Origin of the sequence: Gluconacetobacter sp., from assembly GCF_047721585.1 — a bacterium.
Lineage (GTDB): Bacteria > Pseudomonadota > Alphaproteobacteria > Acetobacterales > Acetobacteraceae > Gluconacetobacter > Gluconacetobacter dulcium.
Map to the genome: position 1 here is coordinate 1 of NZ_JBDNXE010000103.1, position 14,608 is coordinate 14,608.

A 14,608-nucleotide genomic window follows, 5' to 3' on the forward strand; every position below is an offset into this window, starting at 1 on the left:
GGCCGGTTTGGAGGCGCCCGAAGCGGCCGGGGGTTGCGGGTTTGCCGCGTGCTGGCTGTAGGGTGCGGTGGCCGGAGCAGACGGGGGAGGCTGTTCCACCACCATCCGGTCGGGCAGGCGCAGGTCGATGCTGATGACCGGGCGGTCCAGCAGCTTCATGGCGGCCTCGAGCTCGGCCAGCCGTTTGAGGGCCGGGAGATCCTCGCCTTCGGGGAGCAGGACGGTGGTGCCGTCGTGCAGCGTCAGGTTCCACCGGCGCAGGCCGACGCGGACGGCGGCGGCCACATGGTCGCGCACCACGGGCTGGGTTGCCAGCGCGTCGACCAGCGATGCGGCGGCGGTGTTGGCGCCCAGCCCGACCACCAGCGGCAATTGCATGAATGCCTGCGCGTCCTTGCCCGTCATGCCCTGGTCGCGCACCGGGTTGCCGGCGCGGTCGATCAGCATGAAGCGGCCCTGGTTCTGCCACACCGCGAAGGGGCTGCGTTCGGTCAGGCGTACGACGATGGTGCCGGGCAGGTGGCGTTCGACCACCGAATGATCGACGAAGGGCAAGGCGTCGATCCGCTCGCGCGCGCCTTCGACCGAGAAGCCGAGGACCGGATCGCCCACGCGCACGCCCAGGGCCTCGCGCAGTGAATCCTCGTTGGTGAGGACGCGGCCGCTGATCCGGATATCGGTGATGCGCAGCGGCAGCATGCTGACCAGCCGGGCGCGGATCGGGGCGAACCGTTCCTCGGACTTCATGTCGTGCACCACCACCGCGCCGCCGGCCGCGACGGCGAGCAGGACGATCGCCAGTCCGAGCGGGCGCACCATGCGCCGCTGCCGCCGCAGGAAGATCGACAGCCGTGAAGGGCGATCGTCGCGGTTTTCTCCTGTCCGTCTCATCGAGGGGGCGTGGGGCGGGTCATGGGAGGGTCAGCCGCCCGACCGTGCGGTCATGTGCGGCATGTGGCGTGCTCGACCATCCAGCGGCAGAGCGCGCCGTAGCCGATTCCCTGCGTCTGGGCCTGTTCAGGCAGCAGGGAGGTGGGCGTCATGCCGGGCTGGGTGTTGACCTCCAGGATCACGAGGCGGCCGGGGCCGTCGCCGCATTGCGTGTCGTCGTAGCGGAAATCGGTGCGGGTGGCGCCGGTGCAGCCGAGCGCGCGGTGGGCGGCGGCGGCGAGGTCCAGCGCCTGGGCGAAGGCGTCGGGGTGAATGCGCGCGGGCAGGACGTGCTGCGATCCGCCGGCCTGGTATTTGGCGGCGTAGTCGTAGAATTCGTGCCCCGTGGCGGGGTTGGGGGTGATGTCGGTGACCGTCAGGGCGCGGTCGCCCATGACGCCGACCGTCAGTTCGCGGCCGGGGATGAATTCCTCGACCAGGGCGTGCGGGCCGTGGGTCCAGGCGGCGGCGATGGCGGCGCGGCGGTTGGAGCCGGTGCGTACGATCTCGACCCCCACGGACGAGCCCTCGTTGAGCGGCTTGATGACGTAGGGCGTGGGCAGGGGATCGGCGGCGGGGAAAGCGGCGATGTCGATCACCGTGCCTCCGGCGACCGGCAGGCCGGCGGCGAGGAAGACCGCGCGGGCGGCGGCCTTGTCCATCGCCGTGGCCGAGGCGCGGATGCCGGAATGGGTGTAGGGGATGTCCATCCAGTCCAGCACGCCCTGGATCGCGCCGTCTTCGCCCAGGCGGCCATGCAGGGCGTTGAACACCACGTCCGGCCGGTGGGTGGTGAGGTCGGCCACGATCGCGCCCAGGTCGGGGCCGGCGTCGAGCACGCGGACTTCGTACCCTTCCTCGCGCAATGCGGCGCTGATGCCGGCGCCGCTGGAGAGGCTGACCGTGCGTTCGGCGGAGATGCCGCCCATCAGGACGGTGACGCGCCGGGCCGGGGTTCGGGTGGTCATGGTGTGTCTCCCGTGTCGGGCGAGGCGGCGTCGGCGGGTGGGGTGGCGCGGCCGATGCGCTTGATTTCCCATTCCAGCAGGATGCCGGTGCGGGCCTGCACCCGCGCGCGGACCGTCTCGCCCAGTTCTTCGAGGTCGGCGGCGGTGGCGTGGCCGGTGTTGAGCATGAAATTGCAGTGTTTTTCGCTGATCTGCGCGTCGTGCAGGGCGAGGCCCCGGCAGCCGGCGGCGTCGATCAGTTCCCACGCCTTGCCGTGCTCGGGGTTGCGGAAGGTGGAGCCGCCGGTGCGCGCCCGTGTGGGTTGCGACTCTTCGCGCGACTGGCGGATGGTGGCGATGGCCTGGCGGATTTCCGTCGGGTCGGCCGGGATGGCGCGCAGGCGGGCGCGGGTGACGACGGCGCCGGCCGGCAGGCGCGAGCGGCGGTAGCCGAAGCCCAGCGCCGGGCCGGACAGGCGGGCGGTGCTGCCGTCGCGGGTGACGATGTCCGCCCAGTCGAGAACGGTGGCGATGTCCGAGCCGTAGGCGCCGGCATTCATCGCCACCGCGCCGCCGATGGAGCCGGGGATGCCGGCGAGGAATTCCAGCCCCTTGAGGCCGGCGCCGGCCGCGTGTTCGGCCACCACCATGTCCAGGGACGCGGCGCCGGCGATCAGCCCGTCGGGCTCGACCGTGATGTCGGCGAAGCCGCCGCCGAGGCGGATGACCAGCCCGTTGATGCCGCCGTCGCGCACGATGACGTTGGAGCAGGCGCCCAGGATCGTGACCGGCAGGTCCGGCGGCAGGAGGCGCAGCGCGTGGGCCAGGTCTTCGGCGTCGGCCGGTTGCAGCAGCAGGTCCGCTGGGCCGCCGACGCGGAACCAGGTGCGCGGGCCAAGCGGCGCGTCCGCGCTCAGCCGGCCGCGCAGGCCGGCGAGGCTGGCGCGCACGCTGTCGGTCCAGCTCTGTTCCGTGGTGGCGGCCGGTGTGGTCATGCCGCGCAGTCTCCCTTGCGGGCATTGGGGTTTTGCAGGGCGGCGAGCTGGGCCGGGAGGGCCTGTGCCCAGTTGGTGATGTTGCCCGCGCCGAGGCAGACGACGAAATCGCCCGGTTTGGCGATGGCGTGGACCATTTCCGCCAGATGTTCCGGGTCGGGCAGCGGCACCACCGAACGATGGCCGCGCTCGCGCAGGCCGTCGACCAGCGTGTCGCGGTTGATGCCGTCGATCGGCGCTTCGCCGGCCGCGTAGACATCGGCCACGATGACGGTGCCGGCGTCGTTCATGCAGGTGCAGAATTCGCCGAACAGGGTTTGCAGGCGCGAATAGCGGTGGGGCTGCACGATGGCGATGACGTCGCGCGCGCCGGCCTGGCGGGCGGCCTTGAGCACGGCGGCGATTTCCACCGGGTGGTGGCCGTAATCGTCGATGACCGTGATGCCGCCGGTCTCGCCCGTGCGGGTGAAGCGGCGCTTGACGCCCCGAAAGCCGGCGAAGGCGGAACGGATGGTGGCGTCGTCGATATCCATCTCGACCGCCACGGCGATGGCGGCCAGCGCGTTCTGCACGTTGTGGTGGCCCAGCATGGGCAGGCGGAACGGCCCCGCGCGGCGGGTGCGGTTGCGGTTGCGGTTGGTGACCACGACCTCGAACGTCGCGCCCAGCTTGTCGGTGATCACCTTCTCGGCCCGGATGTCGGCCTGCGGCGAGAAGCCGTAGGTGACGATGCGGTGGTCGGACAGGCGGGGGATCATCTGCTGCACCGCCGGGTGGTCGATGCACAGGACCGCGAAACCGTAGAAGGGGATGTTCGACACGAACTGGTCGTAGGCCGCCTGCATGGCTTCCGCCGTGCCCCAATGGTCGAGATGTTCCGGGTCCATGTTGGTGACCACGGTGATGACCGAGGGCAGGCGCAGGAACGAGCCGTCGCTTTCGTCGGCCTCGACCACCATCCAGTCGCCCGAGCCCATGCGGGTGTTGGTGCCGTACGCCTCGATGATGCCGCCATTGATGACCGTGGGATCGAGTTTCGCGGCTTCCAGCACCGCCGCGACCAGGCTGGTGGTCGTGGTCTTGCCGTGGGTGCCGCCGACCGCGACCGACCAGCGCAGGCGCATCAGTTCGGCCAGCATTTCCGCGCGGCGCACGACGGGGATGAGGCGGGCGCGGGCGGCCACGACCTCCGGATTGTCGCGCTTGACGGCGGTGGAGGTGACGACGACCTGCGCCTGACCCAGATTGGCGGCGTCATGGCCGATGGCGACCGGGATGCCGGCCGCGCGCAGGCGCAGCACGTTGGCACCCTCGGCGATGTCCGACCCCTGCACCGCGTAGCCCAGCATGTGCAGCACCTCGGCGATGCCGGACATGCCGATGCCGCCGATCCCGACGAAATGAATGGTGCCGATGGAAAGGGGCAGGGCTCTCATGAGGTGGTCTCCGTCTTGGCGGCTGTCGGATAGGCGGGGTCGGGGCGGTGATGCAAGAGTCCTTCGACCAGATCGGCCAGACGGCGTGCGGCATCGGGCCGGCCCAGGGATCGGGCGGCGGCTGCCGCGTCCGTCAGGGTCGCGGGGGCGGACAGCAGGGAGTCCAGGTGCCTGGCCAGGGTCTGGGCGGTGAAATCGGGCTGGCGGATCATCCACGCGGCGCCGGCGGCGACCAGGGATGCTGCGTTGGCGCCCTGTTCGTCGCTGGCGGCGATGGGCAGGGGCACCAGAATCGCCGGGCGGCCGGAATCGGTCAGTTCGGCCACCGAGGAGCCGCCGGCGCGGCCGATGACCAGGTGCGCCGCCTTCAGCAGGGCGGGCACGTCGGCGAAGAAAGGGGAGATTTCGGCGGGGATGCCCAGGGTCGCGTAGGCGGCGCGCACGCGCTCGATATCCTCGGCGCGGGCCTGCTGGGTGATGCGCAGGCGCGCGCGCAGGGCGTCGGGCAGGCGGGCGATGGCGTCCGGCACCACGTCGCTGAAGACGCGGGCGCCCAGGGAGCCGCCCCAGACCAGCAGGCGGATTTCGGCCTCCGGCGGGGTGTAGGGCTGGTCGTGCAGGGCGGCGATGGCGTCGCGCACCGGCATGCCGGTCAGGGTCGTCCTGGCATCCTTGGGCAGGCGGGCGACCTGGGGGAACGAGGTGGCGATGCCGTCGGCGAAGCGGGCGAGCTGGGCGTTGGCCTGACCCAGCACGGCGTTGCCCTCATGCAGGACGATCAGCGGGCGGTGGCGGCCGAGCAGGCGGGCGCCCAGCAGCGGCGGCACCGAGGGGTAGCCGCCGAAGCCGACCACCGCCGCCGCGTTCAGCCGGCGCAGGATCGCGCGGGCCTGGAGCGTGCCCTGTGCCAGCGCCAGCGCGGCGCGGGCGGCGCGGGCAAGCCCGTGGCCGGCGATGCCGGCGCCGGGCAGGACGAATTGCTGCCCCTGCGCGAAGATGCCGTGGTCGCGGGTGCCGGCGCGGCGGTCGGTCATCAGCGCGATCGGGTGGCCACGGTCGGCCAGCGCGCGGGCCAGGGCCTCGGCGGGAATGAAATGGCCGCCGGTGCCGCCGGCGGCGATGACGATGGGGCGGCGCGCGGTGGGGGGAGGCGGGCTCATGCGGTGGCCTTTCGTGCCGCGAAGCTGGACCGGCCGCGTGGAATCCGGCTTTCGCCCATGCGGTGCCGCGTCAGGGCCAGCACCATGCCGATGGTCAGCGCCACCGACATGGCCGAGGAGCCGCCATAGGAAATGAACGGCAGCGTCATGCCCTTGGTCGGGATCAGATGCAGGGTCGAGCCCATGTTGACGAACGCCTGCAGGCCGAAACCCGTGATGAGGCCCACGGTTGCCACGACGATGAACGGGTCGTCCTCGCGCAGCAGTTTCAGCAGGGTGCGCACCACGATCAGGCAGAACACGCTGATGATGAACAGGCAGACCAGCATGCCGAATTCCTCGCCCGCGACGGCGAAGACGAAATCGGCGTGGGCGTCGGGCAGCAGGTCCTTCACCCGGCCCTCGCCGGGGCCGCGGCCCATCAGGCCGCCATTGCCGAAGGCGCGGAGCGCGGTGTCGATCTGGTAATGGTCGCCGACATTGGGGTGCAGGAAGCGTTCGACGCGCGAGCGGACATGGGGGAAGGCCACGTAGGCGCCGAGGAAGGCGGCCACCATGCAGCCGGCCCCGGCGCCGACGAAGAAGATGTTCAGCCCGTCGATGAAGAGCTGGGCCATGAACACCGTGGTGATGACGCTGAGCATGCCGATGTCGGGTTGCGATTTGAGCAGCAGCAGGATGACCGCGAACAGGCCCAGCGCGATGGGCATGCCCGGCAGCAGGCGGCGGTAGCGGCGTTCGGTCAGCAGCCACGCGGTGACGACGGCGAAGCAGGGCTTGAGAAATTCGGAGGGCTGGACCGACATCATCGGCAGGGCGATCCAGCGCCGGGCGCCCTTGATCTCGATGCCGTGGACCAGGGTGAGCGCGGTCGCGGCGGTGGCCAGGACGAAGCCCGCCAGCGCCAGCCGCCGGATGCCGCGCGGCGAGAGCAGAGAAGTCGCCACCACGATCAGGCCGGCCAGGGTGAGGAAGACCACCTGCTTGAGGATGAACATGTCGCGCGAGGCGCCGATGCGCGTGGCCACGGCCGGGCTGGCGGCCAGCATCAGCACATAACCGAAGCCGATGAGGATGCAGACGCACGACAGCGTCACCCGGTCGACATTGCGCCACCAGCGGGCCAGGAAAGAGGTATCGACGCGCGAGATGGCGGGCATCAGCCTTCCCCCTTCGTTCCGGCCAGTCCGTGGACGAGGTCGGCGAAATGCCGGCCGCGATGTTCGAAGCTCTTGTACTGGTCGAAGCTGGCGCAGGCGGGCGAGAGCAGGACGGTCGTCGCGCCTGTCTGGCGGGCCAGGTCGTGCGCCAGGGGGACCGCGGCCTCCATCGTGCCCGCCAGCGTGTAGGGGACGTGATGCGCGGCCAGCGTTTCCGCCAGGGCCGGGGCATCCCGCCCGATCAGCACGGCGTGGGCGATGCGGGGGAAATGGGGCGCCAGATCCGCGATGCCGCCGGCCTTGGCGACGCCGCCGGCGATCCAGACCAGCCGGTCGTAGCAATTCAGGGCACGGGACGAGGAATCGGCGTTCGTGGCCTTGCTGTCGTCGATGAACAGGACGCCCGCGATGGTGGCGACCGGCTTCTGACGGTGGGGCAGGCCGACGAAGGAGCGCAAGGCGGGGGCGATGGCGGCGCGGGGCACGCCCAGCGCCAGGGCCATGGCGGTCGCCGCCGCCGCGTTTTCGGCATTGTGCGCGCCGGGCAGGGCCGGGGCTTCGGCGAGATTGGCGATTTCGCCTGTCGCGTCGCGCAGGATGCCGCCGGCGCCGGACAGGTCGGCATCGGGGGACTGGCCCGAGACGGTCAGCACCCGGTCGCCGCTGGCGGCCAGCTTGTCGACCATGCGGGAGACGGACGCGCCCGGTGTTTCGCCGAAGCCGATCACGGCGAGGTCGCCGCTGCGCTGGCTGTCGAAGATGTGCCATTTGGCGTGCAGGTAGCCGTCCATGTCGCCGTGGCGGTCCAGATGGTCCGGCGTGAGGTTGAGCAGGCACGCGACGGTGAAATGCAGGTCCTGCAACCGTTCCAGCATGTAGGACGACATTTCCAGCACATATACGCCGTCGTCCGGCAGGCAGGGGAGCGAGAGCGAGGCCGGGCCGAGATTGCCGCCCGCCGCCACCGGGATGCCGGCGGTGGCCAGCATGTGCGCGAGCAGGGCGGTGGTGGTCGATTTGCCGTTGGTGCCGGTGATGCCGGCGAAGCGGGCGCGCGATCCGGCGCGGCGCACCGCCTGATAGAGCAGGTCGGCGTCGGACAGGATGGGAATGCCGGCCTCGCGCGCCATCAGGGCGGCCGGATGGGGCTTGGGCAGCACATGCGGGATGCCCGGCGACAGCACCAGCGCATCCATGCCGTCAAGGGATTCGAACGGCGCCAGGGTGACGCCCGGAATGTCGCCGAGGGCCTGGCGGGCGGCCGAATTGTCGTCCCACGCCCGCACCGAGGCGCCCATGGTGGCGAGGGCGCGAACGGCCGGTGCGCCGTTGTTGCCCAGGCCCAGCACGGCGTAGCGCCGGCCGGCGAACAGGAGGGGTGGAAACGATGTCATCGCAGTTTCAGCGTGGCGAGGCCACACAGTCCCAGCACGATGGAGACGATCCAGAAGCGGATCACGATCTTGGGCTCCTGCCAGCCTTTCTTTTCGAAATGATGGTGCAGCGGCGCCATCAGGAACACCCGCCGGCCGGTGCGGCGGAACCAGAAGACCTGGATGATCACCGAAAAGGTCTCGACCACGAACAGGCCGCCGACGATGCACAGCACCAGCTCGTGCTTGACCGCGACCGCGACCGCCCCCAGCGCGCCGCCCAGCGAGAGCGAGCCGGTATCGCCCATGAATACCGCCGCCGGCGGGGCGTTGAACCACAGGAAGCCGAGCCCCGCGCCCACCAGCGCCGAGCAGAAGACGCAGAGTTCGCCCGTGCCGGGGACCGCGTGCAGTTGCAGGTAATCGGCGAAGACGTGGTTGCCGACCAGATAGGCGATCAGCCCGAAGACCAGGGCGGCGATGATCACCGGCACGATGGCCAGCCCGTCCAGCCCGTCGGTGAAGTTGACGGCGTTGCCGAAGCCGCTGATCGTGATCATGGCGAAGATCGGGAAGGCGTAGCCCAGCGGCAGCAGCCAGTCCTTCATGAACGGGAAGGCCAGGTGATTGGCCAGGTCGGCCGGCATCAGGCTTTGCAGCCAGTAGCCGCCGATCAGCGAGATTGCGAATTCGCTGCCCAGCCGGGCGCGCTTGGACACGCCGGCCGTGTTGCGGCGGGACAGTTTGAGATAGTCGTCGGCAAAGCCCACGGCGCCGAAGCCGAGCGTGATCAGCAGGACCGCCCAGACGAAGCCGTTGGTGAGGTCCGCCCACAGCAGGGTGGAGACGAACAGCGCGATGAGGATCAGCACGCCGCCCATGGTGGGGGTGCCGGCCTTCTCCAGAATATGGCGTTCCGGCCCCAGGGCGCGGATCGGCTGGCCGCCGCGCTGGATGCGGCGCAGTTGCGCGATCAGCGGCTGGCCCAGCAGTAGCGAGATGACCAGGGCCGTCAGGCAGGCCGCGCCGGCGCGGAACGTGATGTAGCGGAACAGGTTGAGCACCGAGATATGCGCGCCCGCGTGATGCTGGACCAGATCGTAGAGCATCAGCGCGTTTCCGTCTCGCCGGCGGTCAGGACCGAGATCACGTCGCGCATGCGGCTGCCGAGGCTGCCCTTTACGAGGACGGTGTCGCCGGGGGCCAGCGCGGCCCGCACCGTGGGGGCCAGGGTGGCCGCGTCGGGCGCCCATGCGCCGCGTCGGGAAGAGGGAAGCAGGTCGAAGAGATATTGCATGTTCGGGCCGGAGCAGAAGACGAGGTCCGCATGTGCCAGGGCGGCGGACAGGAGGGATTCATGCTCGGCGCGCGCGAAGGCGCCGAGTTCGCGGATATCGCCCAGCACGGCTACGCGCCGGGCGGTGGCCAGGAGGTCGAGCACCGCGAGCGAGGAGCGGATGGAGAGCGTGGAGGCGTTGTAGCTCTCGTCGAGCAGCGCCGCCTGTCCGTTCAGGATCGGGGCCAGTTGGCCGCGCCCGGCGCCGGGGCGGAAGGCGGCCAGTGCTGCGGCGGCTGTCGGGATATCGGTGCCGAGGGCCGCCACCGCCGCCAGGACGGTGGTGGCGTTGCGTGCCAGGTGGCGGCCGGGGGCGTTGAGGCGCAGCGGAAACGGCTGGCCGGCGATGGTGATGATGCAATCGCTGCCGTCGCCCGCGAGCGTGAGGCGGGACAGGACGGCCATGCTGTCGGGCGCTTCGCCCACGCGCCACAGGCGAGCCTCGGCCCCGGCGGCCTGTTCGGCGAAGATCGGCTGGCCCTCGGCATCGTCGGGGACGATGGCGGTGCCGCCGGGGGGCAGGGCGGCGATCAGGCTGGATTTTTCGCGCGCGATGGCCTCCAGGCTGCCCATATGGCCCAGATGCGCGCCGGCGATGGTGGTGATGAGTGCGATTTCGGGCCGGACGAGGGCCGCCAGCGGGGCGATTTCGCCCGGATGGTTCATGCCCACCTCGCACACGCAGAACGCGGCGTCTTCCGGCAGGCGGGCCAGTGTCAGGGGCACGCCCCAATGGTTGTTGTAGGAGGCGGCTGCGACATGGGTGGGGCCGAGGGCGCTCAGCGCCAGGCCCAGCATGTCCTTGGTCGTCGTCTTGCCCACGCTGCCGGTGACGGCGAGCATGCGGCCGGTGAAGCGGGCGCGGGCGTATCGGGCCAGGGCATTCAGCGCCGCCAGCGTGTCGGGGACGGCCAGCATGCGTGGGTCGGTGGGGGCGAGGCCGGTGGCCGCCGGGTCGTGGACCAGCACGGCGGCCGCTCCGCGTTCCAGCGCCGTGCGGACATGGGCGTGGCCGTCGCTGCTGTCGCCGACCAGGGCGACGAACAGGTCGCCGGGGGCGAGCGTGCGGGTGTCGATGGAAACACCGGTCACGGTCACGGGGGCGTGGCCGGGGAAATGGCCGCCGGTCGCGGCTTCCAGCGCGTCGCGGGTCCAGAGCGCGCTCATGCGGCGACCCCGGCCATGTGGCGGATCACCGAGACGTCGTCGAAGGGGTGGGTGGTGGCGCCGATGGTCTGGCCCTGCTCGTGGCCCTTGCCGGCCACCACCAGCACGTCGCCGGATTGGAGCATCGACAGGCCCTCGGCGATGGCGCGGGCGCGGTCGCCGATTTCGATCGCGCCCGGTGCGCCGGCCAGGACCTCGCGACGGATCGTGGCCGGGTCTTCGGTGCGGGGGTTGTCGTCGGTGACGATGGCGATGTCGGCGCGGTTGGCGGCTTCCTGCCCCATCAGCGGGCGCTTGCCGCGATCGCGGTCGCCGCCGGCGCCGAAGACGGCGATCAGCCGGCCGGTCGCGTGCGGGCGCAGGGCGTCCAGCAGGCGGGCCAGGGCGTCTGGCGTGTGGGCGTAATCGACATAGGCGGCGGCGCCGTTGGGCAGCAGGGCCGCGCGCTCCATGCGGCCGCGCACGCCGGTCAGCGCGGGGAGAAGGGCGATGGCCTGGGCCAGTCCGTCGGCGCCCGGTGCGGCGAGGGCGGCGGCCAGCAGGGCGTTGTCGGCCTGGAAGCGGCCGGGGAGCGCCAGGGTGACCTCGTGTATGGTGCCGCCGGCTTCCAGCCGCAGGTGCTGGCCCTCGGGCAGCGGCGTGCTGTCCAGCAGGCGGATGGCGTCGCCTTGCGTGCCGACCAGCCGCAGGTCGAACCGGCGGCGGGTGGCGATGGCGCGCAGGGCGGCGAGGGTTTCCGGCTCCATGTCGGCATTGGCCGCCGCCAGCGCGCCCTCGGGCAGCAGTCGGTCGAACAGGGCCAGTTTGGCGGTGCGGTAGGCCGCCAGCGTGCCGTGATAGTCGAGATGGTCGCGGGTGAGGTTGGTGAAGCCGGCGGCGGTGAGGCGCAGCCCGTCCAGCCGGTGCTGTTCCAGCCCGTGGGACGAGGCTTCGATTGCGACATCCGTCACGCCGCCGCGCGCCATGGCGGCGAGCGTGTCGGCCAGGCCGACACTGTCGGGCGTGGTCAGGATGGGGCCGGTGGGGGGCAGGGCGACCGGGGCGATGACGCCGAGCGTGCCGATGCTGGCGGCCTGGTGGCCCTGATAGACCCAGATCTGACGCAGGAAATCGACCGTGCTGGTCTTGCCGTTGGTGCCGGTGACGGCGACGATCCGGCCCGGTTGCGCGCCCGCGAAGGCGGCGGCCAGCAGGGCCAGCGCCTGTCGTGGCTCGTCGGCATGGATCAGCGGGATGCCGGGGGCCGCCTCGGGCGGAACGTCGCGCGGGGCGACGATGGCGGCGGCGCCCGCCGTGACGGCGGCGGGGATGAAGGCGCGGCCGTCGGCCCGCGTGCCGGGGATGGCGACGAACAGCGTGCCGGGGCGCACCTTGCGGCTGTCGGCGGTGACCTGGCCGATCGCAGGGTCGCTGGCCAGGGGAGCGGACAGGCCGGCGGCGGCCAGCAGATGGGACAGGATGTGTGTCATCCCCGGACCTCCGGATGCGTGGGCCGTCTGGGGGCGGCCTGTTCGGCCCGCGCGGCGTGCAGACGCGCGCGCGGCGGCAGGGCGGCGGTGTGGGCGGCGTCGTGGGCCGGCGCTTTCGGCGCTTTCGGCTGGTTGCGCGGGTCGCCGGGGTCGTTGCCCGGTCCCAGCGGGCGGTAGCCGCGCGGCACTGCCGGTTCCAGCGGGATGGCCATGGCGTCGTCGACCGCCTGCGGGTTGGTCGTGTTGGGGAACAGGCCGAGCATCGGGCCGATGCGCGTCACGATCTTCGACACGGTGGGCGCGGAGTTCCACGCCGCCGTGGTCCAGCCGTGGGTCTGCGGGGTGGGCTTGGGACTGTCGAGCATGACATAGACGGCGTAGCGCGGGGCGTTCATCGGAAAGATGCTGGTGAACGCGGCGATGTTGACATGTTTGAGGTAGCCGCCGTGCGGGCCGATCTTCTCGGCGGTGCCGGTCTTGCCGCCGACGAAATAGCCGGGGGATTCCGCCGTCTTGCCGGTGCCCTTGGTGACATCCAGGCGCAGGATGCGGCGCAGCAGGGCCGAGGTCTCGGGCGAGATGACGCGCTTGGCCCCCGGCATGGTGGCGGCGTCCACCTTGTCCTCGGCGGACGCCGCGGTGATGACGGCGGGCGTGAGGGTGGGGGGGGCGGCTTCCGCGACGGCCGGGGTGAGGCCAACCGGATCGTTCGCGTGGTCGGCGTCTCGGGCCATCAGGGTGGGATGGAGCAGGATGCCGCCGTTGACCGTGGCGGCGGTGCCGCGCACGATGGCCAGCGGGGGTTCGGCGACGCCATGGCCGAAGCCGACGGTCATGACCGTGGAAATGCCCCAGGTGCGGGGCACGATCGGCCGGCCGGCCTCGGGCAGTTCGATCGGCACCGGGGCGAAGAAGCCCATGTCGCGCAGCCAGGTCTGCTGACGCTGGGCGCCGACATCCAGCGCCATGTGGGCGGCGGCTGGGTTGGATGAATAGGCCATCACCTCGTTGAGCGTCAGCCATGGGGCGAAATGATCTGTCCTCATGTCCGAAATGGTGAAGCGGCCGATATGGATGGGGATGGAAGAAAACCGGTCCCACGGATGGGCGACGCCCAGTTGCAGCGCCATGGCGGCCGTCTGGAGCTTGAAGGTCGATCCGGGCTCGTACATGCCGGTGACGGCGCGGTTGAAGCGGGCGTCGGGGTCGGCGCGGCCGAAATCGTTGGCGTCGTAGTCCGGCAGGCTGACCATGGCGATGATCTCGCCGGTATTGACGTCCATGACGATGGCGCACGCGCCGATGGCCTGGAACAGGTCCTTGGCCGCCGCCAGTTCCTCGCGCACCACCGCCTGGATGCGCACGTCGAGCGACAGGCGCAGGGGGGTGCGGTCGCTGTCCAGGCGCTTGTCCATCGAGCGTTCGATGCCGGCCACGCCGTGGTCGTCGATATCGACCGCGCCCAGGATGTGGGAGGCGACGCGGCCCAGCGGGTAATGGCGGCGCTCGCCGGGTTCGAAATAGATGCCGGGGATGCCCAGATTGTTGATCGCGATTTCCTGCATCGGCGAGATGTCGCGCGCCAGGTAGACGAACTGCTTTTTGGTCGAGAGCCGGCGGATCAGTTCGGCTTCGTCCAGTTTTGGCAGGACGGTGCGCAGCTTTTTGGCCGTGTCCTGCGCGTCGATCATTTCCTGCGGGTTGGCGTAGACCTGCGCCACGGGCAGCGAGATGGCCAGGACCTGCCCGTTGCGGTCGGTGACCGTGGCGCGGTGGACCTGCGGCAATGCGAAATCCCCGGCCATCATGCCCTTGGGATCGCTATGGGGGATCGGGGGGACCTGGGGGGCGATCTGCCGCTGTTCCGGCGCCATCGGCGCGATGACGGTGGCGAACGACAGTTTGAGCGCCACGGCGCCGAACAGGCCGAAGAAGCCGGCCGACATGATGAGCAGGCGCGATTGCGTGCGCTCGCGCGCCGTGCGGGTGCGCAGATCGTCGCCGGTGACCCGGACATCCATTCGCGCGGGCCGGGAAGGCCCGTCCCGCATATCGTCTGGTGTGTCGGTCGGGCCTTGGGTCATGTCACCTGTGGGGGGTCGTCAGTTGCTGACTGGAACGGGGGGCGGAAGTGCGCCGGAACGCGAGAAGCCGAGAGAGGAGCCTCTGCCGTATCCCCTTGCCTCCTCATACGGCTTGGGGGGCGCCGCCGGTCTCCAGGCCGCGACTGCGACCGGGAGCGGACGGACCGGTCTGGCCGATGCGTAACGAGGTTCGGAAGCGGCCGCTGGCGGTAGCACGGGGCGCGTGGCGTGGGCAACGGAGACGGCGGCATGGCGGTCGACATTATGCGGCAAATCGGGCGAAACCGGGGCGGGGTGCGCCCTGGGGGCCGTGACATGGGCCGCCACCGCCGGAAGCGTGGCCTGGGCCATCACGATCGGGCGTTCGACCGGGTGTTCGACCAGCCGCTCGGGGTGCTGCGCGGGCGGAGTCGAAGCGGCGACAAGGATTCGGTGCGTCGTGACCGGAGGCGGCTCGGCGGCCGGCGTCGCGGGGCGCTGCGCCGCGGCCACAACCATCGGAGCCTGGGCGACATGGGCCGGCGGGGCCGCCGCCGCCATCGGGGCGGGGG

11 protein-coding genes and 1 pseudogene are annotated in these 14,608 nt (G+C 71.2%); all 12 read right to left on the bottom strand.

Annotated elements, in window-relative coordinates; translation table 11 throughout:
- The coding region (locus ABF821_RS15785) for a cell division protein FtsQ/DivIB (RefSeq protein WP_415530690.1) at nucleotides 1-891 on the bottom strand (891 nt) is incomplete at its 3' end.
- A 50-nt stretch (nucleotides 892-941) separates the two neighbouring features.
- The gene (locus ABF821_RS15790) at nucleotides 942-1,898 is read right to left on the bottom strand and encodes a D-alanine--D-alanine ligase (RefSeq protein WP_415530691.1); all 957 of its coding nucleotides are present in this window, start codon (nucleotides 1,896-1,898) and stop codon (nucleotides 942-944) included.
- Nucleotides 1,895-2,872 carry a UDP-N-acetylmuramate dehydrogenase gene (murB, locus tag ABF821_RS15795; RefSeq protein WP_415530692.1) on the bottom strand — a complete coding sequence of 326 codons (978 nt, stop codon included), beginning with the start codon at nucleotides 2,870-2,872 and terminating at the stop codon, nucleotides 1,895-1,897. The genes ABF821_RS15790 and murB overlap by 4 nt, the downstream gene beginning before the upstream one ends.
- Complete coding sequence (gene murC / locus ABF821_RS15800; protein WP_415530693.1) at nucleotides 2,869-4,308, bottom strand: UDP-N-acetylmuramate--L-alanine ligase; 1,440 nt, start codon at nucleotides 4,306-4,308, stop codon at nucleotides 2,869-2,871. Before murC ends, murB begins: the two co-directional genes overlap by 4 nt.
- Nucleotides 4,305-5,468: an undecaprenyldiphospho-muramoylpentapeptide beta-N-acetylglucosaminyltransferase gene (gene murG, locus ABF821_RS15805; RefSeq protein WP_415530695.1), complete on the bottom strand. Its 1,164-nt coding sequence runs from the start codon at nucleotides 5,466-5,468 to the stop codon at nucleotides 4,305-4,307. The genes murC and murG overlap by 4 nt, the downstream gene beginning before the upstream one ends.
- The gene (locus tag ABF821_RS15810) at nucleotides 5,465-6,628 is read right to left on the bottom strand and encodes an FtsW/RodA/SpoVE family cell cycle protein (RefSeq protein ID WP_182973316.1); all 1,164 of its coding nucleotides are present in this window, start codon (nucleotides 6,626-6,628) and stop codon (nucleotides 5,465-5,467) included. Before ABF821_RS15810 ends, murG begins: the two co-directional genes overlap by 4 nt.
- Nucleotides 6,628-8,022 carry a UDP-N-acetylmuramoyl-L-alanine--D-glutamate ligase gene (gene murD / locus ABF821_RS15815; RefSeq protein WP_415530696.1) on the bottom strand — a complete coding sequence of 465 codons (1,395 nt, stop codon included), beginning with the start codon at nucleotides 8,020-8,022 and terminating at the stop codon, nucleotides 6,628-6,630. Before murD ends, ABF821_RS15810 begins: the two co-directional genes overlap by 1 nt.
- The gene (mraY, locus tag ABF821_RS15820) at nucleotides 8,019-9,110 is read right to left on the bottom strand and encodes a phospho-N-acetylmuramoyl-pentapeptide-transferase (protein ID WP_182973314.1); all 1,092 of its coding nucleotides are present in this window, start codon (nucleotides 9,108-9,110) and stop codon (nucleotides 8,019-8,021) included. The genes murD and mraY overlap by 4 nt, the downstream gene beginning before the upstream one ends.
- A complete protein-coding gene (locus ABF821_RS15825) occupies nucleotides 9,110-10,504 on the bottom strand; it encodes a UDP-N-acetylmuramoyl-tripeptide--D-alanyl-D-alanine ligase (RefSeq protein WP_415530697.1) in 1,395 nt (464 codons plus the stop codon). Before ABF821_RS15825 ends, mraY begins: the two co-directional genes overlap by 1 nt.
- Nucleotides 10,501-11,973 carry a UDP-N-acetylmuramoyl-L-alanyl-D-glutamate--2,6-diaminopimelate ligase gene (locus ABF821_RS15830; RefSeq protein ID WP_415530698.1) on the bottom strand — a complete coding sequence of 491 codons (1,473 nt, stop codon included), beginning with the start codon at nucleotides 11,971-11,973 and terminating at the stop codon, nucleotides 10,501-10,503. The genes ABF821_RS15825 and ABF821_RS15830 overlap by 4 nt, the downstream gene beginning before the upstream one ends.
- Nucleotides 11,970-13,994: a peptidoglycan D,D-transpeptidase FtsI family protein gene (locus ABF821_RS15835; RefSeq protein WP_415530699.1), complete on the bottom strand. Its 2,025-nt coding sequence runs from the start codon at nucleotides 13,992-13,994 to the stop codon at nucleotides 11,970-11,972. Before ABF821_RS15835 ends, ABF821_RS15830 begins: the two co-directional genes overlap by 4 nt.
- Before the next feature lie 81 nt (nucleotides 13,995-14,075).
- Nucleotides 14,076-14,608 (bottom strand): annotated as a pseudogene (locus ABF821_RS15840) (ABC transporter permease); the annotation flags it as partial.

Bases quoted from the DNA above. Each gene is read 5' to 3' on its own strand.
- ABF821_RS15790 (WP_415530691.1), bottom strand. From the start codon at position 1,898: ATGACCACCCGAACCCCGGCCCGGCGCGTCACCGTCCTGATGGGCGGC.
- mraY (WP_182973314.1), bottom strand. From the start codon at position 9,110: ATGCTCTACGATCTGGTCCAGCATCACGCGGGCGCGCATATCTCGGTG.
- murB (WP_415530692.1), bottom strand. From the start codon at position 2,872: ATGACCACACCGGCCGCCACCACGGAACAGAGCTGGACCGACAGCGTG.
- ABF821_RS15835 (WP_415530699.1), bottom strand. From the start codon at position 13,994: ATGGATGTCCGGGTCACCGGCGACGATCTGCGCACCCGCACGGCGCGC.
- ABF821_RS15830 (WP_415530698.1), bottom strand. From the start codon at position 11,973: ATGACACACATCCTGTCCCATCTGCTGGCCGCCGCCGGCCTGTCCGCT.
- murC (WP_415530693.1), bottom strand. From the start codon at position 4,308: ATGAGAGCCCTGCCCCTTTCCATCGGCACCATTCATTTCGTCGGGATC.
- ABF821_RS15825 (WP_415530697.1), bottom strand. From the start codon at position 10,504: ATGAGCGCGCTCTGGACCCGCGACGCGCTGGAAGCCGCGACCGGCGGC.
- ABF821_RS15810 (WP_182973316.1), bottom strand. From the start codon at position 6,628: ATGCCCGCCATCTCGCGCGTCGATACCTCTTTCCTGGCCCGCTGGTGG.
- murG (WP_415530695.1), bottom strand. From the start codon at position 5,468: ATGAGCCCGCCTCCCCCCACCGCGCGCCGCCCCATCGTCATCGCCGCC.
- murD (WP_415530696.1), bottom strand. From the start codon at position 8,022: ATGACATCGTTTCCACCCCTCCTGTTCGCCGGCCGGCGCTACGCCGTG.